We start from the raw sequence: 24753 nt of genomic DNA, 5'->3' as shown, positions 1-24753 counted from the left end.
GCTGTTCCTCAGGTGCTGTTAAAATCGGTCAGGTCCATGATAGTGGGACGGATGAGGCCGTTCCGGCCTGGGGCAGCAACTGTTGGATATTGAAGAGCAAATCGAGGCAATCGGGGCGATTTTTCGATGCGGCCGGTCATCGGCCGAGTCGCTTTCGCGCGTCCTGATTCCGCAGTTGCTCGGCGCCAAGGAGATCATCGCGCATCAGGGGGAGCCTTCGCAGTACTGCTGGCTGGTGATCGATGGGGCGGTTCGGATCGAGACATTTGGCCTTGAAGGGCAGCGTCAGCAACTCGCCCAGCATGGCCCGGGCGAATTTTTCGGCGCCTATCCGGCTCCGACCGTACATCGCGCGGAAATCGGCACTCTCGCAGAATCGACCCTATTGCGCGCAGAAGCCACAAAGATCGCCGAACTTGTGGCCGCAGATGCGGAAATTGGCGCCGGAATGGCTCGATTATTGGCAAGGCAACTCGATCGGGCGCTGGACCGGATGGTTGCCCGCACGACATACAGCGCGGCCGGGCGCGTCTATGCCGAATTGCTGGCCCTTGCGGATGGCAGGGAACGGATCGCGCCTCCGCCACGCGTGACTACGCTGGCACTAAGCGCCAATACCACTCGCGAGACGGCATCGCGCGCGATCGCGGCGCTGATCCGGCGGGGCATCATCAGCCGTGATGAAGGCCAACTGGTGATCCACGCCCCCCGCATGCTCCATGAACTGGTCTGCTGAACGCGGCCGCCTGTTCAGGCCGACGAAAGCAGCCTGAACAGGCCTATCGCAAAATCGCCCAATGGGGTGACGATGTCTCCGGCAGCCTCGAAACGGTAATCGGGGGCGAGCAGGTCTATGACGGCGATCTGCGGCCAAGGCGCGCAAATGCTTCCCGCGGGCGCCGCCCGTGCGAGCACTATGGCAAGTTCGGCATCTTCCTCCACACCGGATTCCGGCGCGCAGGGGCGGCAATCGAACCCAAGCCGGCTCTCGGGAGCCATGTGCAATATAGCGGCCGCGTGATCCATGGCCATGACGGGATCGCCGAACCGAAGGATCGAGAACCCTTCCTCCGTCAGTTCCGGTGCCCCTACCGACGGGTCGGAACAAGGCGGTAACGGACGTGTCGAGGCAAGGACGGTGCGATCGACTGCTCTGCCGAACCCGGCTCCGCTCGCCGGGACGGAGTAGTCCAGGGTGAGGTCATGGATTTCCAGCCCCTGGGCCCGCCATTCCGCTTCGGCTTGTGCGATCCTGTCCGTTTCCCGGCCGACATGGAGTGCGATGGCCCGCGTTGCGAGCATTCTCGATCGTCGCAGCGCCAGCCCCATCGCGACGCGTGATCCGTTCAGGATCGCGGGAGCAGAGAGGCAGTTCGTCCGGTCAAGCGTTTCCACCAGGTCGGCAGCCTCGATGAGCCGGTCGAACCGCTCGGCCCAATCGCCGCCGTACTGGGAGACGGAGATATGGCGAAAAGCGGGCAGGGAGAGCGGCAGCACGATGTTGAGCCGAGCGCCCCTTGCCTGTGCCATTTCGGCGATGACAATATCTGATCCTGCCGCAAGCGCGCCGAAAACCGCGCCCGGTCGGATATCGTCGAGCAGGACGCCGACTTTCTCGCGGATTTCGTTTTCATCTCCCGGCAGGCCGATGATGCCGCTGAAATAGAGGCTCGGCGGCGGGCGGAGATGATCGAAGAGATCGCTAGGCGCCCCGATCCTTTCGAGTATCTGCCGGAACTGACGCAGCGTGACCGCGTGATCTTCCCATGCCTCGGGCGCCGCCGCGATTGCCAGTTCGAGCGCGGTGCGGCTTGCCTCTGTATTGCCAAGCAGCAAGTGGCCCTCGGCAGCCGTCGCGCCGATCCAGTAGCGCGTTTCCGGTTCATGGTCGCCGCTTTCCAGCAGTTCCAGCACTCTTGTTGCGACGAGAGATGCCTCCTGCGTCTTGCCGTTGAGCAAGGCGATGGTCGCCGCGTTGATGAGCGGATAGGTGGCCCGCCGCTCGCCCGCCGCCTGCATGTAGGCGGCCTGCGCCTGGTCCAGAAGCTGCCTACGCTCGTCGCCCAAGCTGCGCAGGCCGCGGTCCTTGAGCAGCCGGCCCTTGAGGCTGAGAGCATCCGGCGCCTGCGAGGCCAGTAGCCCCGCACTTTCGAACATGCGCCACGCGCGGAGGATATCCCCCGCGCGTGCCGTCTGCCGGATCTGGGCCAGTACCGAAAGGATCACGAATCGATCATCCGCTATTCAGACCTGCGGAGGCGGGTTCTTGATGTCGGGATCGATGGTCAGTCCGATCCAGCGCGGTTCGCAGGCATTTACGTCCTGCAGCAGGTCCACGTTGATGTTGAAGCGGTGGCGCGTGCCGTACTTTCCACCTTGATTGAAGCGCGCGTTGAAGCGGACCGCCTTGTACCGGTCGAGCTTCTCGTCATAGGCGCTGTACTCAAGCCCGCCATAGAAGGACGAGAGGGGTTCCTTGGTGGTGATGGCGTCGAATTCCTTGGAAAACCAGAGCTGGTCCCCGACCAGCGTGATGTCGACGACGCTGTCGCAGGTGATCGCGATATAGTCTTGGCCCGGTGCGGCGGGCTGGTCATATTCCAGGACGATGCGTCCTTCTTCGGCCTTGAGGATGACGTTGAAGACGATCGGCTCTTCGCCCGTCAGTTCGAGGTCGAGCTGGTTCGCCAGACCGTATTGCATGTAGTTCAGGGTCGACATGATGGGTTCCTATTTATCGAGGGGTTTGGTCAGCTTGGCCTTCCACAAGCGCCAATCGTTGTTCTCGGGATCCGATTCGATCAATCGCTCGACATCGCGACGAGCATCCTCTCGCATTTTCTCGGCTCTGTGCCGCTCGCCCAGCGAATTGAGCAATTGCGACATCGAATATCGCGCCAGCATCCAGTCCTGGAGGTAGCTGACGTTCTTCGGATCGTCCTTGAGCAGGCGCTGCACGATCGCCGCCTGCTGCGCGCGTTCATGCAGCGCGTCGACGTTCCTGCCCTGCACGCGCAGGGCATCCGCCATCCAGGCATGGCGGTTGGCGATGTCCGCCTTGACGCTGAGATCGCCGGGGACCATCTTGCCCACGCGCTCCATCGTGGCCAGCGCATCGCTGCATTCCGCGAGCTGCTTTTCCGGGCCGCGCCGCGTGACCGCGATCGTGCAGATGTTGCCCTGGGCATAGGCCAGTTCGCGCCAGTAGGACTGATCGCCCGGGACAAGCCTGACCAATTGCTCGGCAAGTCCGCGATAGGCGATGAAACGCGGCAGGGCCTTTTCATACCGGTAGTCGATGAAATCGACATAGCCCAACCAGAACTCGCTCTGGGCATGGGCGAAGAGCCGTGGCGGATCCTGCGGGCTTGCCGCCAGCAGGGCGCCGGTCACACGGTGCGCTTCGCTGAACTTCGCCAGCGCTCCGGCTACGTCACCACGCTTGTGGTCGTCCTCTCCCATGGCGTGCAGAATTCGGGCGCGGCGTTCGAGCGAGTCGGCCGGCAGGGTCTTGAGGTCGGACTGGTCGGCGTAATAGTCTAGTGCGCGTTTGTTAACGGACTGGAGCACGTCCAGCCGGCCGACGCCTTCCAGCCTCTGCCTGAGGTCGGTCAACATGAATTCTATCAATCCCTCGGCCTGCTGACGTTGATGCTCGGCTTCAATCCGCGCGCGCAACGCGAAGATCAGCATGAGGGCCATCGATAGGGTAAGCAGAACCGTAAGCAGCGTGATGGCGATCACACGGCGCAATTGTCTCTGGGCATCGCGCTGGATAATCTGGTCGAGCGCCACGCCGGTCAGGCCGGCGACGATCTTCAGGCGGGCAAGGCGGGCACCATCGTGGTCGGGCCGGAAATCGGCTGCAATCGGCTCCCGCACCACGCCTTCCGCATCGGGTTCGAGAAGCGCGGAGGGAAAACTGACTGCCGGATCGCCCAGGACCAGAGCCGCGATGATCGGCCGATCGGGGTGGAGACTGCGAAAGAGCGCGATTTCCGCATCGACCCAGCGCGAAGCCCTCGCTGCCGGAGAGCACAGCACGAGCAGCGCGTCGGACTGGGAGAGCGCCTGGCGCACTTCCTCGTCAAGGCTGGATGCCGCCGGGAGTTCCGCGCGATCCCGGAAGATGGGCGAGAGGCGCGGCGGCACATGGCCCATCGGTGTTGCCGAGCCGACCAACCTTGGCGGAATACGATAGGATTCCAGCCATTGATGAAGCTTGCGTGCGAAATGCTCGTCCGCGTGACTATAGCTGAGGAAGGCCCGGAAGCGGCGCTCACCGCCCGGTCCCGGGGTTTCCTCATTCGCCTTCATCGTTGCGAACCGATCATCTGCCTGCGCCCTGCGAGCCCCGGCTTTCTGGCCCCCGGGCAAGTATGCTTACTGGGACAAGCGCGGCGGCGTCCAGCGGGGATGTGGAGTTTTCCCTATCCGGATGAATTCCATGGTGAATTTGGCATGAACGGGACCCGCCGGCGTTAGCTAGTCGTAGACGGCAACGGGGGCGCTCATGCCTTGTAGATGTTTGAGAGCGCCTGAGCCCGCAAGGTCATGTTTTGGAAGGCACGTCGGCATAGAGCGTGACCTGCCCGTGGAGGCCGTCCGTCGAAGACTGGCCGATCCACAGGTCGAACAGGCCGGGTTCCGCAATCCTGCGGTTTCCGGCGCCCACGAATTCAAGGTCCTTGCGCGACAGCGTGAAGCGGACGGTCCGGGATTCCCCCGGTTCGAGCGAAACCCGGGACATGCGCTTCAGTTCGCGGATCGGACGGGTCCGGCTTGCAACACGGTCCCGCATATAGAGTTGCACGACTTCGCTGCCCCGGCGATCGCCCTTGTTCGTGAGGCGCGCGCTGATCTCGATGGTTTCGTTCCAGCGCATGACCTCATCCGAGAGCTTGAACTGATCGAGCGCAAACTGCGTGTAGCTCAGGCCGTGGCCGAACGGGAAGCGCGCGCTGTTGTCGGTTGTCGTGTAGCGGGCGCGATATTCGGTGCGGCTGTCCACAACGGGGCGCCCGGTCGACTTGCGATCGTAGAAGAACGGTTCCTGACCGGATTCCCAAGGGAAACTCACCGGCAATTTGCCGGAAGGGTCAGCCTTCCCGAACACGATATCGGCAATGGCATGGCCGCTTTCCGATCCGAGGAACCAGGTGGCAAGGATCGCCTGCGCATTCGCGACGCTGTCATGAAGGGCCAGCGCCCGGCCATGCCGGAGCAGCACCACGACAGGCTTCCCTGTCGCTCCCACGGCATCGGCCAACGCCTGTTGGGCGGGAGGAATCTCGATAGTGGTGCGGGACTGGGCTTCCCCGGACATCGTCTGGGACTCGCCGATCGCCAGCAGCACGATATCGCAGGCCCTGGCGGCTTCCACGGCCTTGGCAATGCCGCCCGCGACAGGCCCTTCGATGCCGCTGCCCTGAACGACGATCAGGTCGGAGGGATCGGGCAGCGCGGCGCGCAGGCCGCTGGCGATATCCACGCCCTGGCCCGGATCGCCGTAGAAGGCCCATGGGCCATAGACGTTGTCCTTATCTTCGGCGAACGGCCCGATCAGCGCGATCTTTCCGGTCTTGCGGGCATCGATCGGAAGAATGCCGCTGTTCTTGAGCAATACAATGGAACGGGCTGCAGATTCACGGGCCAGCGCGCGGTGAGCGCTGGTACCGATCCGGCTCCGTTCCGCGTTTTCGTCAAGCGATCGCCATGGATTCTCGAAGAGCCCCATCGCCGCCTTGACGTAAAGGATGCGCCGTACGGCGACGTCGACCGTGCCCATCGGCACGGCTCCGCTCTTCACCAGTTCCGGCAAATAGCGGACATAGAGCCCGCTCTGCATGGACATGTCGACACCGGCAAGCACCGCGAGGCGGGCGGCATCGCGCTCGTCCTCGGCGTAGCCGTGAGCGATCAGTTCCTCGTCGGCGGTGTAATCGGAGAAAACGAAGCCGCGAAACTTCATCTCGCCGCGCAGGAGATCGGTGAGCAGCGCGCGATCAGCGGTGGCGGGAACGCCGTTGATCTCGCTGAAGGCTGCCATCGTGGTCAGTGCGCCGGCAGCAAAGGCGGCATTGAAGGGCGGAAGGTGGGTTTCGCGCAGGGTTTCGTCGCTGATATCGACGCTGCCGTACTCCAGCCCGCCGGCCACCGCACCGTAGGCTGCGAAATGCTTTGGGCAGGAAAGCAGCGAATCGTCGCGTCGCAAGTCCCGCCCCTGGAAACCGCGAACCCGCGCGGCGGAAAGCAGCGCGGTCAGCGTCACGTCCTCGCCCGAACCTTCCACCACGCGGCCCCAGCGCTGGTCCCGGGCCACGTCCGCCATCGGCGCAAACGTCAGATGGAGCCCGGCTGCCGTCGCCTCGATGGCCATGGCGCGGGCGGTGCGTTCCGCAAGCAATGGGTCGAAGCTCGCCGCTTCGGCAAGGGGAACCGGGAAGATCGTCTTGAGGCCGTGGATCACGTCTCCGGCGAAGAGCAGGGGGATGCCGAGGCGGCTTTCCTTTACCGCTATCTCCTGCGCCCGGCGGGCTCCGGCAACACCGATGCCATTGAAGAGGCAGCCGACCCGCCCCTTGCGCACTTCCTGCGCCAGCCGCTTCTCGTCCTGGATGCCGGCTTGCGGATTGGGCGGGTTGAAGGGCCGGAAACTGTCGGCAAGGCAGGTCATCTGCCCGGCCTTTTCCTCTATCGTCATCCGCGCGATCAGGTCGTCCACGCGCTGGACATCGTCAGCGCCGAGCGCCGCACGAGGGACAGTGAAAGCGAATGCGCCACCGGCGATGCCGGACAGGATGCTACGGCGATCTAGGTTCATGAAGGAGAGCGAGCAGACCCGGAAATGTGATGGGAGGGAGTAGCTGCAATCCAGTCGTATGGAGTTTGTTGCACTGCGGCAAGGCGAGCCGCCGAAAGGCGGGGCCGACCGGGGCGCCGGCACGACCGGCTGTTGCCTGCAGGCGGGCAGGGCGCGGCCCATAACGCCGGGGCATATCACCATGCCATTATGATGGGTCCAGGATTGCGCTGTATTCCGGGTTCGTAATCCCTGCTGCACATTTCAAATTGGCAGCCGTTCCGGAGCACGCGCATAGGCGCGGGCATCCCTGTCCTGGGCGATCCATCTCTTCCGTCGGCGAACGCCGGTAGAGAGGTCGCGTAATCAGGAGACGCGCCGAGTTCCACTGCTCCGTGCGCGGCATCTGACAAATGGATCGCATAGCCGTTCATGCCCTGAGCGGTTTCATGCATTTGCGTGGCCTTGTTGGCTTCTTTGAGTATAATTGCAGGAAACGAAGGAGGTGCCGGATGCCAGGCACGAAGAACGACGGTAGTCTGCTGACAAGAGCATGGCTTTGGCTGCTCGGCGCGGTGGTGCTGCTAGCAGGGATCTTCTTCACCGCAGGCGGGGCAAAGCTCGCCAGCCTCGGCGGCAGTTTCTACTTCGTGATCGCGGGCCTCGCGCTGCTCGTATCCGGCTTCCTCATCGCTCGCCGACGCCCGGCGGGCGCTCTCGTTTTCGGCGCCACTTTCCTCTGCACGATAGTCTGGGCCTTGTGGGAAGTGGGCCTTTCGTTCTGGCCGCTGATCTCGCGCCTGCTGGCAATGGGCGTCGGCGCGACCGTGATCGCGCTGTCCTATCCGCTGCTGCGCGGTGCCGTTGCCGGCAAACGTGCCTGGGGACCGTCCCTGGCGATCGGGGGCGTGCTGGCCCTGTGTTCCGCGTCCGGCTTTGCCGCGATGTTCGTTGCGCATCCGACCGTGGCATTCTCGGGGGACATGGGCGGACTCGTTCCCGTCGATGCCGCGCATGAGCAGAAGAACTGGGAAGCATACGGCAACACCAGCGGTGGTAGCCGTTTTGTCGCGCTCGATCAGATCAACCGCGACAATGTAAAGGATCTCAAGGTCGCATGGACCTATCGGACCGGCGATGTCGCGGTGAGTGACGGCAACGGCGCCGAAGACCAGAACACGCCGCTTCAGGTCGGCGATACCGTGTTCGTCTGCACGCCGCATAATAACGTGATCGCGCTCGATGCCGATACCGGCAGGGAGAAGTGGAAAACGATCATCAACGCCAAGGCCTCTGTCTGGATGCGTTGCCGCGGTCTGGCCTATTTCGATGCGAAGGCCCCGCTTCGGCAGCCTGACGTGCCGGGCTCAACTCCGGTCCCGGCCGTCACCGTTGCCGAGGGCGCGCTGTGCCAGCGCCGCATCCTGATGAACACCATCAACGCCGAACTGGTCGCTCTCGATGCGGATACCGGGAAGTTCTGTCCGGACTTCGGCAACGGCGGCCGCGTAGACCTCAAGGCTGGCCTCGGCAACGCGCCCGACCCGCAGTACCAGCTCACCTCGGCGCCCACGCTGGCGGGGACGACCGTCGTGATCGGCGGCCGCGTGGCGGACAACGTGCAGGTGGACATGCCTGGCGGCGTTATGCGCGGGTTCGATGTCGTTACCGGCAAGCTGCGCTGGGCATTCGATCCGGGCAACCCCGCGATCACCGGCATGCCTGCCGCAGGAAAGACCTACACCCGCTCCACTCCCAACGTCTGGGCGGCGATGTCCTATGACCCGGCGACGAACGCGGTGATCATGCCGGTGGGCAGTGCCTCGGTCGATCTCTACGGCGTCACCCGCAGCGCGCTCGACCACGAGTACGGCGCTTCGATGCTCGCGCTCGACGCGACGACGGGCAAGGAAAAGTGGCATTTCCAGACCGTTCACAACGATCTCTGGGACTTCGACCTGCCGATGCAGCCGAGCTTCATCGACTTTGCCAAGAACGGCAAGACCGTGCCCGCGCTGGTATTCGGCACCAAGGCAGGCCAGCTCTATGTCCTTGACCGGACCACCGGCAAACCGCTGACGGAAGTCGCGAATGTCAGGGTGAAGGCTGCCAATATCCCGAACGAGCCCTATTCGCTCGTGCAGCCCAAGTCGGTCGGCATGCCGCAGATCGGCGTCGGTCCGCTGACCGAAGCCGACATGTGGGGCGCAACGCCGTTCGACCAGCTGATGTGCCGCATTGCCTTCAAGGGCATGCGTTACGAAGGGCTCTACACCGCGCCGGGCACGGACAAGTCGCTCAGCTTCCCCGGATCGCTCGGCGGGATGAACTGGGGCGGACTTTCGACAGACCCGACCACCGGCACGATCTTTGCCAATGACATGCGTCTCGGCCTTTGGGTGCAGATGTTCCCGCAGACGAAGGAGCAGGCGGGCAAGGCGGGCGCCGCGGGTGAGGCGGTCAATACCGGCATGGGCAGCGTTCCCCTGAAGGGCACGCCCTATTCCGTGGTCAAGGATCGCTTCCTTTCCGCGCTGGGCGTTCCCTGCCAGGCTCCGCCTTTCGGCACGCTGACGGCGATCGACATGAAGACCCGCAAGATCAAGTGGCAGGTTCCGGTCGGCACGGTTCGCGATACCGGCCCGATGGGCATCAAGATGGGCCTGCCGATACCGATCGGTCTGCCCACGCTGGGCGGCACGCTGGCGACGCAGGGCGGTCTCGTGTTCATCGCAGGCACCCAGGACTACTATCTGCGCGCCTTCAATTCGGCGACCGGCAAGGAAATCTGGAAGGCCCGTCTGCCGGTGGGTAGCCAGGGCGGCCCGATGAGCTACAAGTCGCTGAAGACCGGCAAGCAGTACGTGGTCATCACCGCCGGCGGTGCGCGGCAGTCGCCCGATCGCGGTGACTATGTGATCGCCTATAAGCTGCCGTAACGCTTTCGGGGGCGGAACACAGCCTTCCGCCCCCATCCATTCTTCAAGACATATTGGTCCTGCGTCTCTTCCCGAGGCGTCGGGGGAGGAGGGGGCCATGGCCCATCGTTTGGATAGATTCACGCGTCTGGCCGGCTGCGGCCTTATGGTTTCCGCCCCGTTCGCGGCGGTCGATGCCCGTGCCGAGGAAACCGGCGAAGCGCAGCAGACCGCGCAAGTCGCCACCCTTCCGGCAGCGGAAACGCCCGCCCCCCAGCCGGCGGCGCGCGATACGCTCACGGGTGACTGGGGCGGACTGCGCACGCAGCTCAAGACGGCCGGCGTCACGTTCCGGGGCGACTATGTTTCAGAGACTTTTTCAGCGGTGGACGGAGGGCTCAAGCGGGGCACCGCCTATGTCCAGCAGGTCCGCATGGGCGCGGACTTCGACATGGACCGGCTTGCAGGATGGGAAGGTGCGACGCTGCACCTCACGTTCAACGACCGGCGCGGCGTTGGCATTTCCTCGGACTATGTAGGCAACCGGCTGCCCATTCAGGAAGCGGCAGGCGGATACTACGCGCGGCTCACCGAGGCGAGTTGGGAGCAGAACCTCCTGGAGGGCAAGCTCAACCTGCGGATGGGCTATTTTGCGATGGGCAACGATCTGGGCGGCATGCCGATCGGCTGCAACTTCGTGAACGCCGCGTTCTGCGCCCACCCTCTTTCGCTTTCCGGCGACAGCGGATGGTACAATTACCCCAATGCCAGGTGGGGCGCGGCGGTGCGCTACAAGTTGCGTTCGGACATTATCGTCAGGACCGGCGCCTTCCAGGTCAATCCGCGCCTTAACGACGAGGAGAACGCCTTCAACCCCTTCGCGGGAGGAACCACCGGGGTACTTCTGCCGCTGGAAGTCGAATACGATCCCGGCGCGGCGAAGGGCAGCCGTTCGCTGCCCGGCCATTACAAGCTTGGCGTCTACTACGACACTTCGCGTGTGACCCGTCAGGGCGGCGGCGGCACGGTTCGTGGACGTTACGGCGTCTATCTGCTGGCTGACCAGATGATCCTGCGCGAAGGGCAGGGCAATCGAGGACTGTCGATCTTCGGCCAGTTCACCGCCAATCCCGCGATCTCGGGCCAGATCACCCGTTGGTATGCGGCGGGGCTCGTCAAGACGGGCACTTTCCGGGGACGTGATGCGGATTCGATTGCGCTCGGCTTCACGCATGCCGTCGTGGATCCGCGTCTTCGCCGGGCCCATGTCGAAGCCAATCCTCTGCCGGGAGGATATGCCGCGCTGCCCGCCGGGGAGACCGCGATCGAACTGAGCTACGGCCTGCAACTGCGCCGCTGGCTGAGCCTCCGTCCCGACATCCAGTACATCATCGAGCCGGGCGCCTTCGGTTTCCGCAATACGCCCAATGCCCTCGCGCTCGGCTGTCAGGTCAAGATGCAGTTCTGAGAATGCGCTCCGGCATCCGATCGGGGTTCCCGTGCGTTGATCCTTCCGTCGCGCATCGGCAAGGCCGGAACGAGGAACTCTGGAAATGAAGCAACTGGCGTCCGTTCTCCCGATTCTGCTGGGCCTTGCAGTGACGGCGTGCGGATCGCCAGGCGGGCCGGATGGCGCCGATGGCGAGGAGGCGGCGACAAGTTCGGCGCCTCCAACCGCAACCCTGTCCGAGGCGCCGCCGATAACGGAACCATCAAGGACGCAGGCACCAGCGGCTTCCGGCTCCGCGCTGCTGTCCTGTTCGCAGCAGATCGGTGCTGCGGCGGCAGCCCGCCGCGTCGAGGTGTGCCGGTCCGTCTCTCCCGCAACGCATCCGCCTTGCAACGTGTCCAATAGCTGCGCGATGATCGAGGACGAGATTGCGCGGAGCTGCGCTCTGTTCGATGGCAAGGGATCGCCGATGGCCGGCTGCACCCCCGCACCGAAGAGCATGGAAGCCGCAGCCGATGTCGTCAGGCGCTACTATTCGGCGCTCGATGCGCGGGATTACGAAACTGCATGGCAGCAATGGGGCGAGGATGGACCGCCAAGGCAGACGCGCGAAACCTTCAGGGCCGGTTTTGCGCAAACGGTATCCACCAGGGTTACCATCGGCAAGCTCGAACCGGGGGACGCAGGGGCTGGGTCGATCTACCAGCCGGTGCCCGTCACGGTGGATGCGACCCTTGCCGATGGGCGCCACCAGACGTTTCGCGGCAGCTACGTGATAAGGCGTGTCAACGACGTGGACGGCGCGAGCCCCGCCCAGCTGCGCTGGCATATAGACTCCGCCAGCCTCAAGGCCGGTCCGGCCCGTTGAGCCCCTTTTTCGGCATGAGTTTATAATTTCCGCGTAATCCTAATGCATTAGAGGAATTCCCGGCCAAACCTGCGGCGTGAACGCCCGGTGCGGGGCGTGCCCCTTCTATAATGGCACTGCCTCATCTGTCCCGGAATAGGACTTCCATGCGTTTTGCCATTTCGTCAGGGTTCGCCCTGACCCTGTTGTCGTTGCCGATTGCCGCACATGCCCAATCCGATACTCCCGCCTTCACCGTTTCCGGCGGCGCTACCATCATCAGCGACTATCGCTTTCGGGGCATCTCGCTGACGGGAAAAGACCCGGCGGTACAGGCCACCATCAACCTGTCTCATGAGAGCGGCATCTACGTCGGCACCTGGGCCTCCTCCATCGACATGGGCGAACGCTACGGCGCGACCGAGGTGGATCTCTACACCGGGTGGGCGGGAAGCCTGGCGCCCCACACCAGCGTCGATGTGGCCGTGGCCTATTACAGCTATCCCGGCGGCGAGGGTTCCGGGAAGATCGAATACTTCGAAACCACGGCGAAGCTCACGCAGGACCTCGGCCCCATGCAGGCCACTCTGGGCAGCGGCTATAGCTGGGACCAGGCCGCGCTCGGGGGCGATCACCTCTATCTTTACGGAGAAGCGGCGGTGCCGATCCCGCGGACGCCGCTCACGCTTCGTGCCCATGGGGGCCGCAGCAAGGGCGCGATCAGTCCTCGGCCCGGCGGCTATTACGACTGGTCGCTCGGCGCGGATGCGAACCTCGGGCCTGTCACGCTGGGACTATCCTACATCGACACCGATCTCGGCCGGGGAGCCCGGGCCGACGGCGCCGCGCTGTTCTGGGTCAGCGCCGCCTTCTGAAGATTTCTTCTGGAGCTTTTAAATGAAAGACCTGTTCAGTCGCATGCGCATTGCGGGCAAGCTGATGACGGTGGCCGGACTGGCGATCGCCTTGCTGCTCTTGTTCGGCTTTACCGCTGTTGTCGTGGAAACCGGCTCGGTCGTGGGGACACTGTCGGATCAGTCCGCCGTTGCCCAGGCCGATGCGGAGGGCAACCGCGTCAGTACCGATATCGCCACTTTCGAGGCGACGGCGCGTTCCATGGCTTCGGCTCTGGGCAAGATGCATGCCGCCGGAATGCGCGATCGCGGCGCGGCCCTGCTGGTGCTCAAGACGGACCTCCTGGAATCGAAAGTGGCATTGGGAAGCTGGACGATGATCCAGCCCAACCAGTGGGATGGTCCTGACGCCGGCAAGAGCGGGCTTCCCGGCTCCAGCGGAGACGGCAACTTCACGCCATACTGGGTGAAGAGCAACGGCGTGCTGGCGCAAATGCCGAACAACGAGGCCGGAGCTTACGAAAAGCCGTATTTCCGGGCGGCATTCGAAAGCGGAAAGGGCGCGATCGTTGATCCCTATGCCTATGACGTGGACGGCAAGACCATCCTGATGACATCGATCACCGATCCGGTCAGGTCCGGGGACAAGGTTATCGGCGTGGTGGGCGTGGACATGGAGCTGGGCAGCCTCTCCGAGCGTCTTTCAGCGCTCAAGCCGTTTGGGACGGGCCGCGTGATGCTCCTGTCCTCCTCGGCAACATGGGTGGCCAATCCAGATCCTGCCCAGCTCGGCAAGCCCTATGAAGGTGCCGGTCTCGATGAGGTGAAAGCCGCTCTTGCCAGCGGCGAGACCCGCGTGCTCAACGATCTCGACATCGGCGGCGTGCCCACGCGCCGTGTCATTCGCCCGATCGCGCTTCAGGGGCTCAATACCACCTGGGGTCTCGTTCTCGACGTGCCGGAGGCGACCATTTCTGCGCCGGCTCGCTCGATGGCATGGCAACTCGTGATCGGTGGCCTCGTCATCGTGGCGGCGGTCCTCGCCAGCCTGTTCTACGCGGCCGGCAGCATCATCGGCAAACCGATCGCCGGACTGAGCCGCGCTGTCGATCGTCTGGCCAAGGGCGATCACTGCGCCATTCCCGAACTGGACCGTCAGGACGAGATCGGCACGATGGCCCGCGCAGCGGATGTGTTCCGTCAGGCCGCGGAAGATCGGGCGGAAGCCGACCATCGTTCGGCCGAGGAACAGCGTATCGTCACCAGCGCCGTCGGTGCCGGGCTCGACGCGCTGACGCGGGGCGACCTCACGGCAGAGATTTCCGCGCCGTTCCCGGCGGGATATGCCGCACTGAAGGAAAACTTCAACGCCGCCCTTGGCGAATTGCGCCGCATGATCGGTGCCGTAACGAACAGCGCCGTTGGCATTCGCACCGGGTCGGAGGAAATCGCCCAGGCATCGGAAGACCTTGCCCGGCGGACCGAGTCCAACGCCGCCAGCCTTGAGGAAACCTCGGCGGCGCTCGTCCAGATCGACCACCGCCTGAAGGCTTCCGCAACCGCGGCATCGCAGACCGTGCGCCGCGCCGACGAGGCTCTCTCGACCGTTGCCGGTGGCCGCACCGTGGCTGGCGAGGCCGTTCAGGCGATGGACCGCGTGAGCCTGAGCGCAAAGGGCATCGACCAGGTTATCGAAGGCGTAGACAAGATCGCGTTCCAGACCCGCGTCCTCGCCATGAACGCCGCCGTCGAGGCCGGGCGCGCCGGAGATGCCGGGCGCGGTTTCGCGGTCGTCGCCGATCTGGTTTCCGCGCTTGCCATGCGGGCCGAGGAAGAGGCCAAGCGTGCGCGTGACCAGCTTACCGTGACGCAGACGGACATCGTGACCGCCGTTGACGCGGTGCAGCGTGTCGATGCCGCGTTCGAGACCATCTCGGGCGGGGTGGGCGAGGTTCACACCCTGCTCGGACAGATGGCCGAAGACAATCAGGCGCAATCGTCGGCGATCAGCCAGATCACGGTCGCGGTTTCCACCATGGACCAGTCGACCCAGCAGAACGCCGCCATGGTCGAGGAAACTTCGGCCGCGGCACGCAACCTGACGATCGAGGCGATTTCGCTCAACGATCAGGCGGCCCGCTTCGACACGGGCGGCGGCCGGAGCCCGGCTCGCTACACCGCGGCGGCCTGATACGATGAAACGAGGCTCGCGGACCGATCGCAACGATCCGCGGGCCTTTCCTCTTTCGATCATTCCACATTAAAACCGCAGGTTACTGCCTCATTCCGAGGAAATCTCGGCGTTTCCCCCATTTCCGCTATCTGTGGGGGGCCTGAACTGTTACTTTCGGGGACGTGAGCAACGCGATTCCCCACAGCTATCCCATTGGCATCGACCCGGTCGACATCGACTTCATGGGGCATGTCAACAATGCCAGCTATCTGAAGTGGGTGCAGGATGCCGTGCTCGATCATTGGCGGGCGCTTGCGCCCACCGAAGCGGTCGCGCAGCATCTCTGGGTCGCGCTCAAGCACGAAATCACCTATCGCAAGCCGACCTTCATCGACGATGACGTGATCGCCACGGTCCTGCTCGAAAAAGTGCAGGGTGCGCGGGCGTTCTACGAAACCATCATCCGTCGCGGCGAGGAAGTGCTGGCCGAAGTCAAGTCGAGCTGGTGCTGCCTGGATGCTTCCACCATGCGGCCGGCCAGGCTGGCCCGCGAAGTGATCCAGCATTTCTTTGCTCCGGAAAGCCGCGACACCGGCGAATAAGGCCGCCGCAGGCCTCAGTTTCCTGAGGCCTTCTCCTCTGCCAGCGTATCGTCCGCACCAATCGCGCTGTAAACGGTCACGCGGTTGGTGAGGTCCGCCAGAATTGTCGCAATCCGCGTCTGGCGATAGGCATAGAGAGAACGCTGGGCGACGAGCGCGTTCAGGTAGGTATCCGTTCCGGCCCGGTATTGGGCATCCGCCAGATCGTAGCTCTTCTGTGCTGCGGTAACCAGCCGGTCCTGCGCGGTGCGCTGACTGGTGATGGTGCCGCGCCGGGCAAGCGCATCGGCCACGTCCCGGAATGCGGACTGCACCGCCGCCCGGTAAGCGGCAAGGTAGTATTCCTGCTGCGCCTTCGCATATTCAAGGTTGCCCTTGTTCGTGCCGCCAAGGATCGGCAGGCTGGCGCTCGCCGTGCCGCTGGCGCCGAGCGCGCCGCCGGTGAACAGATCTGCCAGCGCAGTGCTGGCAAGGCCAAGAGCGGACGTCAGCGAGATGGTCGGGAAGAACGCGGCGCGGGCCGCGCCGATCTGGGAATATGTGGCCTTGAGCTGATGCTCCGCCTCCACGACGTCGGGTCGCCGCAGGAGGACATCGGACGACAGCCCCGCCGGAACCTGCCCGATGCGCGTGTCGAGTTCCGCCAGCGACGCGGGCAGCAGGGCGTCTTCCACGGGGCCGCCCACCAACAATTCCAGCGCATTGCGGTCCTGCGCGACCAGCGTCGTCTGCGAAGCGACGTCGGAAGTCGCCTGTTCCAGCACCGTCTGCGCGGCAGCCAGGTCTCCCGCTGCGGCAAGGCCCGATTTGAGCAGTCTTTGCGTCAATTCCACCGAACGGCGTCCGCTGTCGCGCGTCTGCTCGGCGAGCGACAGCAGGTCGCGGTCGGACGCGAGTGTTATGTAGGCGGTCGCGGCGTTTGCCACCAGCGTGAGGCGCGCCGCGCGATAGCCGGACTCGGTGGAAAGATAGGTCTCGAGAGCCTCCCGGCTCTGGTTCCTGAGGCGGCCGAACAGGTCCAGTTCGAAAGCGCTGGCACCGATGTTCGCATCGTAGCTCTGGCTATCGCCCTGCGAGCTCTTGAGGCCCCGCGTGGCGCTCGCGCTTGCCGTTCCGGCTAGTGTCGGCAACTGGTACGAACGTTCGACATGATACTGCGCGCGCGCCGAAGCCACGTTGGCAAGACTGGCCTGAAGGTTCCGGTTGTTCGCCAGCGCCCGCTCGATCACCGTTTGCAGGCGGGGATCGGCGAACAGGGCCCGCCAGGGAAGGCCGGCCTCGCCCGCTTCTGCCGGGGCATAGGCGGCGCCTTGCGGCCACTGCAGTGGAGCGGCCGCCTCGGGCTGGACGTAGCGGGGCGCCATGTTGCACCCGGCCAGCGAACCGGCGGCGAGAATGAGCGGGATCAGGGTACGGCGCATCGGATCATTCCTCGATGAAGGCGCCCGGAGCCCCGACCTGAAGGGGCTCCGGGCTTCACCGGCGCGGGAGGGTGCGACTGTTCCGCGCCGGTGAATGTGGGGGAAAGGGGATGTAAACGGGATGCCAAGCCGAATGCCGTCAGCCATCGCCCTCTGATGGGGCGCCCGGAACTTCGGCATGTGACCCTTGCCGCAGGTTCCGGGCAGCGCCGGCGCTCCCGTCAGTCGTGCCTGAGCCCCCTCGGTGGAAGAGCCCGGCAACAATGACGAAGAACATCGGCACATAGAAGATCGCCAGCGCGGTGGCGGTGAACATGCCGCCAAGCACCGCCGTGCCTATGGCGATACGCCCCTGGGCGCCTGCTCCACTGGCGATCGCAAGCGGAATGACGCCGGCCATGAAGGCGATAGAGGTCATCATGATCGGGCGCAGGCGCACGCGGGCCGCCTCCAGCGCCGCATGGAGCATGTCGCGGCCGTCTCGCCACGCCTGCTCGGCAAATTCCACGATCAGGATCGCGTTCTTGGCCGCAAGTCCGATGGTGGTCAGCAGGCCGACCTGGAAGTAGATGTCGTTTTCCAGCCCGCGTACCGCCACCGCCAGCACCGCGCCGATCACGCCGAGCGGGATCACCAGCAGAACCGCCAGCGGCACCGACCAGCTTTCGTAAAGCGCCGCAAGGCACAGGAACACCACGGCGATCGAAAGGGCGTAAAGGTAAACGGCCTGACCGCTGGACTGGTTCTGCTGATAGGACAGGTCGCTCCAGGCATAGCTCGTGCCGGGCGCGAGCTTCTGTTGCAGGGCGACCATCTCCTTCATCGCGTCTCCCGAGCTGTATCCAGACCCGGCATCGCCCTGAATCGTATAGGACGAACGGCCGTTGAAGCGGGAAAGGCTGTTCGGGCCGGTTTCCCAGTTCATCGTCGTGAAGGCCGAGAAGGGAACCATCTTGCTGGTCCCATCGGCATTGGTGGCGGCGGTCGAGCGGACGAACCACTTGTCGAGATCGCTCGGCAGCATTCGCGCGCTTGCCTCTCCCTGTACGTAGACCTTCTTCACCCGTCCGCGATCGATGAAATCGTTGACGTAGGTGCCGCCCCAGGCCGTGCTGAGCGTATCGGTTGCATTGGCCACCGAAAGGCCGAGGACCGACAGCTTGGCATCGTCGTAATTGATGTCGAACTGGGGCGTGTCCGGCAGAGAGGAAGCGCGGACCTGCGAGAGTTTGGAGCTCTGGTTGGCGGCGGCGATCAGCTTGTCCCGCAGGGCGACGAATTTCTCGCGGTCCATGTTCGTCGAATTGAGGAGCTGGAAGGTGAAGCCGTTCGACTGGCCGAGGCCCTGGATCGAAGGCGGGGTCATCACGAAGACTTGCGCATCGCGGATCTTCGCCAGCTTGGCCATGACGCGGCCGCTGATGGCCTGCGCGGACTTTTCGGAGTCCTTGCGATCATCGAAGGGGGCAAGGCTGGCAAAGCCCATGCCTGCGTTCTGGCCGGCTCCATTGAAGCTGAAACCGCCGATGGTGAAGCGCAGGGGCACGTTCGCGCCTTCCGACCTGAAGGCTTGCTCGATCTGTTCGCGAACCTTGTCAGTCCGTTCGGAAGTGGCGCCGGCGGGAAGCTGGTAGACCACCATGACCTGGCCCTGGTCCTCTGTAGGCAGGAAGCCGGTCGGCAGGCGCATGAAGACAATCACGAGTGCCACGATCACCAGTCCATAGACTGCGAGCCAGATACGGCGGCGGGCGATGAGTTTCTCCGTCGTATCGACATAACGGCCGGTCATGCGGTCGAACCAGCGGTTGAAGCTGCCGAACCATCCGTCGAGCCTGTGTTGCAACCGCCGGGGTGCACCGCGCAGGCGAGATGCGGGTTCGCGCTCGGCATCGGCGTGCTCCTTGGCCACGAGCAGGGTCGAGCAGAGCGCGGGCGAGAGGATCAGCGCCGTCAGTACCGAAAGCCCCATGGCCGAGACGATGGTGATCGAGAACTGGCGGTAGATCACCCCGGTCGACCCGCCGAAGAACGCCATCGGCAAGAGCACCGCCGACAGCACCAGCGCGATGCCCACAAGTGCGGAGCCGATCTCGTCCATCGAGCGTACCGTGGCGCCATAGGGGCTGAGCCCATCCTCGTGCATCAGGCGCTCGACATTCTCGACCACGACGATGGCGTCGTCCACCAGCAAGCCGATGGCGAGCACCATTGCGAACAGGGTCAGCGTATTGATCGAGTAGCCCAGCAGCGCGAGGATGCCGAAGGTGCCCATCAGGACAACCGGCACGGCAATTGCCGGCACCAGCGTCGCGCGCCAGCTCTGGAGGAAGGCATACATCACCAGAACGACGAGGATGATGGCGATCACCAGCGTCTCGATCACTTCCTTGATCGAAAGCTTGACGAAGTCGCTGGTGTCGCGGGCATAGGCGAGCTTGTATCCGTCCGGCAGGTCATGCGCGAGTTCGTCCACCCGCGCCTTTACGGCGGCGACGGTCTTGAGGGCATCGGCGCCGGAGGCCAGTTCGATGGCGATACCCGAGGCGGGATGCCCGTTGAGGCGAGCCGAACTGGAATAGCTCTCCTGCCCGAGTTCGACCCGGGCGACATCCGAGAGACGCACGATCGACCCGTCCGACAGCGTCTTGACGACGATCTGGCGGAACTGGGCGGGGGTCTGCAAGCGCGACTTGGCCTTGACGACCGCGTTCAGCATCTGCCCCTTGGCGAGCGGTTCGGCGCCGAGTTGTCCGGCGGACAAGTCAACGTTCTGTGCCGAAATCGCGCTCGTGACGTCGGAGGGGATCAATTGGCGCGCGGCCATCCTGGTGGGATCGAGCCAGATCCTCATCGCATATTGCGCGCCGAAGACCCGCACCCCGCCCACGCCGTTCACGCGGGCAAGATCGTCCTGGAAGTTGGAGACCAGATAATCGGCAACGTCGCTGTCGCTGCTCTTGTCGCTCTGGTCGTAGAGGCCGACGACAAGCAGCATGTCCGAGGCCGACTTGGTGACGGTCAGGCCTTGCTGCTGCACCTGGGTCGGCAGGCGTGAGTTGGCTTGCTGGACCTTGTTCTGGACCTGCACTTGCGCAACGTCCGGATCGGTGCCCTTGGCGAACGTCGCGGTGACGGAGGCCGAACCGGAACTGTCCGAGCTGGATGAGAAGTAGAGCAGGTTGTCGATGCCGGTAAGCTGCTGCTCGATGACCTGCGTCACCGAATTTTCCAGCGTCTGCGCCGAAGCGCCGGGATAGGTGGCGCTGACAGTGACGGAAGGCGGCGCAACGTCGGGATACTGGGCGACGGGAAGGCTCATGATACCGGCGATGCCGGCCATCATGACGATGATGGCGATGACCCAGGCGAAGATCGGCCTGTCAATGAAATAGCGACTGAGGTTCATGGGATCAGTCGCCCTGCTTTACGGTGACGGCCTTGACCCTGGCCCCGGTGCGGGCCTTGTCGGTTCCCTCCACGATCAGGCGGTCGCCTGCCTTCAGTCCGCTGGTTATCAGCCACTTGTTGCCGATAGCCTGGCCGGTCGTGACCTTGCGCTGTTCGACCTTGCCCGCAGCATCGACGACGAGCGCCGTCCCGTCGCCCTTGGCGTCGCGCGAAATCCCCTGCTGCGGGGCAAGAATGCCGTTGCGCACAACGCCTTGCGGCGCGGCCACGTTCACGAACATGCCGGGGAGCAGGAGACCATCGGGATTGGGGAACTTCGCGCGCAGGGTGACCGTGCCTGCCTCGGGATCGACGTTGACTTCGCTGAACTCGATGGTCCCCTGCTGGGGGTAGACGGTGCCATCCTCCAAAGTCAGCGTCACTTTCGCACTGGCCGGAAGCATGTTGCCCTTGGCCAGCGCGCTCCGCAGGCGAAGCAGTTCGGCGGAGGACTGGGTGATATCGACGAAGATCGGGTCGAGTTGCTGGATCGTCGCCATGGCGTCGGTCTGGCTGGCGGTAACAAGCGCGCCCTTCGTCACCGAGGAACGGCCGATACGGCCGGTGATCGGCGCGAGAACGCGGGTGAACTCCAGGTTCACCGCGGCGCTGCGACTGGTTGCCTGATACTGGTGCACCGCAGCCTGTGCGGCGCGGGCGGCGGCGATCGTCTCGTCCTTGTCTTGACCGCTGACCGCTTCGCTATCGCCCAGGGTTCGATAGCGGCGGGCCTTGGCCTCGGCGCTGTAAAGATCGGCCTGCGCGCTTTCCAGCTGTGCACGGGACGTATCGAGAGATGCGCGGTAAAGGCGCGCGTCGATCTGGTACAGAGGCTGGCCGGCATGGACGAGCGAGCCTTCCTCGAAGAGCCGGGACTGGATCACGCCGTCCACCTGTGGTCGAACCTCGGCAACGGTCGTCGCGGCGGTGCGGCCGGAAAGCGTGGTGGAGACTGTTACCGGCTCGGCCGTCAGCATGACCACGCCGACTTCGACGTCCTGCTGCGGCATGGCCTGCTGCTGGCCGCAGCCGCCGAGGCTCATGGCGGACAAAGCAAGCGCCGAGACCATGGCGAGATGTTGGAAGGAGGGGCGCAAGCGGAAGGCTCCTGTGCACAGTTGCAGCTCGGTTTCGCAATTGTGCGCCGCAGCAAGCGGGGGCAAGGATCGACGCGTATCGTCAGGTTGCCGGGCGTAGCCTATTGTTTCATCGTGTATCATCGGGGCAGACTTCGAGGGGCAGCGCGTTTATGACCTCATTCATGATCCCGCAGAGCGATGCGCCGGAGGGGCGCATCATCGTCCTCGAGGACGATCCCGACATTCGCGAACTGATCGCCGCGCAGCTTTCGCGTGAACCGCAGCACGTGGATTCGGTCGGTACGGTCGCGGATCTGCGCGCCATTCTTCAGGGCGATCCGGTCGACCTGCTGATCCTCGATCTCAACCTGCCGGATGGAGACGGCCTCGACATCTGCCGGGACTTGCGCGCTTCCGGGCATCAGGGCGCGATCATGATGGTGACCGCGCGCGAGGGACCTATCGACCGGGTTCTGGGGCTGGAACTGGGCGCCGATGATTATCTGACCAAGCCGTTCGAGCCACGCGAACTGCTGGCACGGGTTCGCAATCTCCTGCGCCGCTCGCGGATATTCGATCACGGCCGGCCGCGCGTTGCCCGTTTCGCCCGGTTTGGTCCATGGCGGCTCGATCTGCACCAGCGCAGACTGGTGACCAATGACGAGCGCCTCGTGATGCTGTCCTCCGCGGAGTACCGCTTGCTCAGCCGTTTCATCGAGGCGCCCAACCAGGTGCTTTCGCGCGAGGAATTGCTGCCGGAACGCAGTGCCACCGTCGCCTTCGATCGCTCGATTGATATCCAGATCAGCCGGTTGCGCCACAAGCTCGCCAGCGAGCCGGGCGGAGACGAACTGATCCTCACCGTCCGCAGCGAAGGCTATGTCCTGCCCGGACCAGTCGAGTTCGAATGACCATGACGGAGCCCGACAGGCCAGGTTTGTTCAAGCGCCTGCGCGACTATCCGCGTTCGCTGGCGGGGCGCCTTACGCTTGTCCTCTCGCTGGGAATGGCCGCTTCGGCCGTTTTGGCCCTGCAGGCCTCGGACAGCCTGCGCCACCGGATGTTCCGCAAGGAGCAGGTCGAAGCCGCCCTGAAAAGCGCAGAGGACATCGCCCACCGCTATGACAGGCAGCCGGAGAAAACCGAGCAGGTGCTTTCGCGCGGACAAGTGCTGGGCGCGCACGGTGCCGGTGCCGAGCTGAAGATGACCTCTTTCGACCCCGCCTTTTCGCGCCGCCTGAGCGAGCGGCTCGGCAGGCCCGCGTTCGTGATGCCGCTGCTGAACGATCAGTGCTTCGCCCAGTTCTCGCGTTTTCCCCATGCTGCCGGCATGAACACCGATCCCTTGCCTGACTGCTGGTTCGTCCGGGTCGAGTCCGGGAAGGGCGCCGAATATCGCTACGTCGTCGATCTCTGGCCCGACCGGAGTTGGGACCGGCACAGCGTGGGGCCGCCCTATCTCGAACTCATCATCGTGGCCGGTGCCCTGCTGGGCCTGCTTGCGGCCAGCCTAGCCACGACGCCGCTGAGGCGGATGGAGCGCGCCGCACGCTCGTTCTCGCTGGTTGGCGATTTCGAGCCGATCCCGGTCAAGGGGCCGAGCGAGGTCCGCGCCGCACTGGAGACCTTCAATCTCGCCCAGGAACGCGTACGCGAAGGGCTGCGCGAACGAACGCAGATACTTGCTTCGGTAACGCACGATCTGCAGACCCCGCTCACCCGTCTGCGCCTGCGCCTTGAACAGGTCGAGGACGAAGCCCTGCGCGACCGGCTCGTGGCGGACCTCGCGATTACGCAGCAGATCGTGCGAAACGGGCTCGATCTGGCCCGCAGCAGCGAAATGCGTGAACCCTGGGCCGTTCTCGATATCGATTCCATCCTCTCCAGCATCGCCGAGGACGCCGGCGAGTTTGGCCACCGCGTGGTCTTCGCGCGCGGCTGCGGGGCGCAGGCCAGGGTCAAGCCGAACGCATTGGCACGCGCACTTGGCAATCTCGTGGACAATGCCCTGAAATATGGCGGCAGCGCCGAACTGAGCTGCCTTTACGCGGGAAACGATCTCCTGATCCGCGTTGCCGATCGCGGTCCCGGGCTGGACGAAGACGAACTGACGCTGGCCTTCCAGCCATTTCGCCGGCTGTCTTCAGGCAAGGGCAGCGGTACGGGTATCGGGCTGGCCATCGCGCAGGCGCAGGTCGGAACCTTCGGTGCAACCCTTGCCTTGCGCAATCGCGACGGGGGAGGGCTCGTGGCCGAGATCGAAATCCCCGGCATCGCCAATCCTCCCGATAGCCCAGGGCAGCCGGGAACCTGATTGCTGCATTTCGGCCGAGGGCCTTGCCGAATTTTCTGATAGGGCTTTGAGGGATACGGGCTTGCGTTGCGTATGCGGCGGGAGAGCGTTTGCTGGGCAAGCGGTTGAAGGTGGGACTGGGCCGATGAACGAACTGGACGAAATGCTGTCGATGCTTCGCGGTGAAGCCTTACCTGAGGGTCTCGGTTCGCTTGATGCCGCCGTGCTTTCAGGCCTTGCTGCGGGGCGCGAGCGCATGGCGGGACGTCGCGGGCTGGTATTGGCGGGCTGCATCGCCGGCTTCGTCGGCTTGTGGGGAGGTCTCGCGCTGCCCACCTCCGCAACGGCGCAAGGCACTTCCCCAAGCGAACCCTTGCTGGCCATTCCTGCAGCGGCGCCTTCTCATCTGCTGGCGCTCTGATCATGGCGAACGCCCATCGTTATATCCTCGTCGCGCTTGTCTCGTTCCTTGTGGCTCTCGGTGCGCTGTGGTTCGGACAGAAGCTGCGCGGGGATGCCCCGGAAGAGAGCCGTATCCACGTATTGCTTCACGGAGAACTCGATCTCGACGCCGGCCAGAAGCGCCGGATCGATGCGCTTGAGCAAGGTTTCGCCGAGCGCCGGGGCCAGTTGGAAGGGGAACTGCAAGCCGCGAACGCCGATCTTGCACGGGCCATCGCTCACGAACACACTTATGGCCCCGACGTCGAGAAAGCGGTGGATCGATCGCATGTGGCGATGGGCGAACTGCAGAAGGCGACGTTGCAGCACGTCTTCGCCATGCGAGCCGTGTTGCGACCGGACCAGACAGCACGCTTCGACAAGGCCGTGGGCCAGGCGCTGACCACCTCCCGGCAGGACTGA

Annotated in this window: 18 protein-coding genes; 11 read left to right on the top strand and 7 right to left on the bottom strand. The window is 64.4% G+C overall.

Annotated elements, in window-relative coordinates; genetic code table 11:
- Nucleotides 1-175 precede the first annotated feature (175 nt).
- Nucleotides 176-736 (top strand): Crp/Fnr family transcriptional regulator, encoded by a 561-nt coding sequence (locus tag U9J33_RS18280; RefSeq protein ID WP_324699637.1) that lies wholly within the window; start codon nucleotides 176-178, stop codon nucleotides 734-736.
- 14 nt (nucleotides 737-750) lie between these two features.
- Here the strand turns inward: U9J33_RS18280 and U9J33_RS18275 are convergent, their stop codons facing one another.
- The 4 genes from U9J33_RS18275 to U9J33_RS18260 form a co-directional block, all read right to left on the bottom strand.
- The gene (locus U9J33_RS18275; RefSeq protein WP_185999709.1) at nucleotides 751-2226 is read right to left on the bottom strand and encodes a TRAFs-binding domain-containing protein; all 1476 of its coding nucleotides are present in this window, start codon (nucleotides 2224-2226) and stop codon (nucleotides 751-753) included.
- Nucleotides 2227-2244: 18 nt separating this feature from the next.
- Entirely contained in the window at nucleotides 2245-2721 is a 477-nt protein-coding gene (locus U9J33_RS18270; RefSeq protein WP_185999708.1) for a nucleotide synthetase, read from the bottom strand.
- Nucleotides 2722-2730: 9 nt separating this feature from the next.
- Nucleotides 2731-4317: a toll/interleukin-1 receptor domain-containing protein gene (locus U9J33_RS18265; protein WP_324699636.1), complete on the bottom strand. Its 1587-nt coding sequence runs from the start codon at nucleotides 4315-4317 to the stop codon at nucleotides 2731-2733.
- A 235-nt stretch (nucleotides 4318-4552) separates the two neighbouring features.
- A complete protein-coding gene (locus tag U9J33_RS18260) occupies nucleotides 4553-6823 on the bottom strand; it encodes a glycoside hydrolase family 3 N-terminal domain-containing protein (protein WP_185999706.1) in 2271 nt (756 codons plus the stop codon).
- Nucleotides 6824-7314: 491 nt separating this feature from the next.
- Here U9J33_RS18260 and U9J33_RS18255 point away from each other — a divergent pair, with 491 nt between their 5' ends.
- The 6 genes from U9J33_RS18255 to U9J33_RS18230 all read left to right on the top strand — a co-directional run bounded on the left by U9J33_RS18255 (nucleotide 7315) and on the right by U9J33_RS18230 (nucleotide 15646).
- Entirely contained in the window at nucleotides 7315-9741 is a 2427-nt protein-coding gene (locus U9J33_RS18255) for a glucose/quinate/shikimate family membrane-bound PQQ-dependent dehydrogenase (protein WP_185999705.1), read from the top strand.
- A gap of 97 nt (nucleotides 9742-9838) precedes the next feature.
- On the top strand, nucleotides 9839-11188 hold the full coding sequence (locus U9J33_RS18250; RefSeq protein ID WP_324699635.1) for a carbohydrate porin: 1350 nt from the start codon (nucleotides 9839-9841) through the stop codon (nucleotides 11186-11188).
- Between the two features lie 85 nt (nucleotides 11189-11273).
- Nucleotides 11274-12038 carry a nuclear transport factor 2 family protein gene (locus U9J33_RS18245; protein ID WP_185999704.1) on the top strand — a complete coding sequence of 255 codons (765 nt, stop codon included), beginning with the start codon at nucleotides 11274-11276 and terminating at the stop codon, nucleotides 12036-12038.
- Between the two features lie 146 nt (nucleotides 12039-12184).
- Nucleotides 12185-12892 carry a TorF family putative porin gene (locus U9J33_RS18240; RefSeq protein WP_185999703.1) on the top strand — a complete coding sequence of 236 codons (708 nt, stop codon included), beginning with the start codon at nucleotides 12185-12187 and terminating at the stop codon, nucleotides 12890-12892.
- 22 nt (nucleotides 12893-12914) lie between these two features.
- A complete protein-coding gene (locus U9J33_RS18235; protein ID WP_185999702.1) occupies nucleotides 12915-15062 on the top strand; it encodes a methyl-accepting chemotaxis protein in 2148 nt (715 codons plus the stop codon).
- A 164-nt stretch (nucleotides 15063-15226) separates the two neighbouring features.
- Nucleotides 15227-15646 carry an acyl-CoA thioesterase gene (locus tag U9J33_RS18230; protein ID WP_132468833.1) on the top strand — a complete coding sequence of 140 codons (420 nt, stop codon included), beginning with the start codon at nucleotides 15227-15229 and terminating at the stop codon, nucleotides 15644-15646.
- Nucleotides 15647-15660: 14 nt separating this feature from the next.
- Here the strand turns inward: U9J33_RS18230 and U9J33_RS18225 are convergent, their stop codons facing one another.
- The 3 genes from U9J33_RS18225 to U9J33_RS18215 form a co-directional block, all read right to left on the bottom strand.
- A complete protein-coding gene (locus U9J33_RS18225; protein ID WP_324699634.1) occupies nucleotides 15661-17067 on the bottom strand; it encodes an efflux transporter outer membrane subunit in 1407 nt (468 codons plus the stop codon).
- A 139-nt stretch (nucleotides 17068-17206) separates the two neighbouring features.
- The gene (locus tag U9J33_RS18220) at nucleotides 17207-20476 is read right to left on the bottom strand and encodes an efflux RND transporter permease subunit (protein WP_185999700.1); all 3270 of its coding nucleotides are present in this window, start codon (nucleotides 20474-20476) and stop codon (nucleotides 17207-17209) included.
- A 4-nt stretch (nucleotides 20477-20480) separates the two neighbouring features.
- Nucleotides 20481-21560: an efflux RND transporter periplasmic adaptor subunit gene (locus U9J33_RS18215; protein ID WP_292636157.1), complete on the bottom strand. Its 1080-nt coding sequence runs from the start codon at nucleotides 21558-21560 to the stop codon at nucleotides 20481-20483.
- Between the two features lie 218 nt (nucleotides 21561-21778).
- On the opposite strand from U9J33_RS18215, the gene U9J33_RS18210 reads away from it, so the two are divergent.
- From U9J33_RS18210 to U9J33_RS18195, 4 genes are all read left to right on the top strand, one after another.
- Nucleotides 21779-22507: a response regulator transcription factor gene (locus U9J33_RS18210; protein ID WP_186000143.1), complete on the top strand. Its 729-nt coding sequence runs from the start codon at nucleotides 21779-21781 to the stop codon at nucleotides 22505-22507.
- On the top strand, nucleotides 22504-23910 hold the full coding sequence (locus U9J33_RS18205) for an ATP-binding protein (RefSeq protein ID WP_292636114.1): 1407 nt from the start codon (nucleotides 22504-22506) through the stop codon (nucleotides 23908-23910). Before U9J33_RS18210 ends, U9J33_RS18205 begins: the two co-directional genes overlap by 4 nt.
- Nucleotides 23911-24034: 124 nt before the next feature.
- Nucleotides 24035-24310 (top strand): hypothetical protein, encoded by a 276-nt coding sequence (locus tag U9J33_RS18200; protein WP_054441940.1) that lies wholly within the window; start codon nucleotides 24035-24037, stop codon nucleotides 24308-24310.
- Between the two features lie 2 nt (nucleotides 24311-24312).
- Nucleotides 24313-24753, top strand: a complete 441-nt coding sequence (locus U9J33_RS18195) for a periplasmic heavy metal sensor (RefSeq protein ID WP_132468835.1) — start codon at nucleotides 24313-24315, stop codon at nucleotides 24751-24753.

Source organism: Novosphingobium sp. RL4 (genome assembly GCF_035658495.1).
Lineage (GTDB): Bacteria > Pseudomonadota > Alphaproteobacteria > Sphingomonadales > Sphingomonadaceae > Novosphingobium.
Note: the sequence above shows the minus strand (reverse complement) of the source record. Positions and strands in the feature narration are given on the sequence as shown.

What these genes read in the sequence shown, in the direction of transcription:
- U9J33_RS18215 (WP_292636157.1), bottom strand. Translation starts at nt 21,560, where the DNA reads ATGAGCCTCGGCGGCTGCGGCCAGCAGCAGGCCATGCCGCAGCAGGAC.
- U9J33_RS18210 (WP_186000143.1), top strand. Translation starts at nt 21,779, where the DNA reads ATGATCCCGCAGAGCGATGCGCCGGAGGGGCGCATCATCGTCCTCGAG.
- U9J33_RS18235 (WP_185999702.1), top strand. Translation starts at nt 12,915, where the DNA reads ATGAAAGACCTGTTCAGTCGCATGCGCATTGCGGGCAAGCTGATGACG.
- U9J33_RS18245 (WP_185999704.1), top strand. Translation starts at nt 11,274, where the DNA reads ATGAAGCAACTGGCGTCCGTTCTCCCGATTCTGCTGGGCCTTGCAGTG.
- U9J33_RS18265 (WP_324699636.1), bottom strand. Translation starts at nt 4,317, where the DNA reads ATGAAGGCGAATGAGGAAACCCCGGGACCGGGCGGTGAGCGCCGCTTC.
- U9J33_RS18225 (WP_324699634.1), bottom strand. Translation starts at nt 17,067, where the DNA reads ATGCGCCGTACCCTGATCCCGCTCATTCTCGCCGCCGGTTCGCTGGCC.
- U9J33_RS18240 (WP_185999703.1), top strand. Translation starts at nt 12,185, where the DNA reads ATGCGTTTTGCCATTTCGTCAGGGTTCGCCCTGACCCTGTTGTCGTTG.
- U9J33_RS18270 (WP_185999708.1), bottom strand. Translation starts at nt 2,721, where the DNA reads ATGTCGACCCTGAACTACATGCAATACGGTCTGGCGAACCAGCTCGAC.
- U9J33_RS18195 (WP_132468835.1), top strand. Translation starts at nt 24,313, where the DNA reads ATGGCGAACGCCCATCGTTATATCCTCGTCGCGCTTGTCTCGTTCCTT.
- U9J33_RS18255 (WP_185999705.1), top strand. Translation starts at nt 7,315, where the DNA reads ATGCCAGGCACGAAGAACGACGGTAGTCTGCTGACAAGAGCATGGCTT.
- U9J33_RS18200 (WP_054441940.1), top strand. Translation starts at nt 24,035, where the DNA reads ATGAACGAACTGGACGAAATGCTGTCGATGCTTCGCGGTGAAGCCTTA.
- U9J33_RS18260 (WP_185999706.1), bottom strand. Translation starts at nt 6,823, where the DNA reads ATGAACCTAGATCGCCGTAGCATCCTGTCCGGCATCGCCGGTGGCGCA.
- U9J33_RS18220 (WP_185999700.1), bottom strand. Translation starts at nt 20,476, where the DNA reads ATGAACCTCAGTCGCTATTTCATTGACAGGCCGATCTTCGCCTGGGTC.
- U9J33_RS18250 (WP_324699635.1), top strand. Translation starts at nt 9,839, where the DNA reads ATGGCCCATCGTTTGGATAGATTCACGCGTCTGGCCGGCTGCGGCCTT.
- U9J33_RS18205 (WP_292636114.1), top strand. Translation starts at nt 22,504, where the DNA reads ATGACCATGACGGAGCCCGACAGGCCAGGTTTGTTCAAGCGCCTGCGC.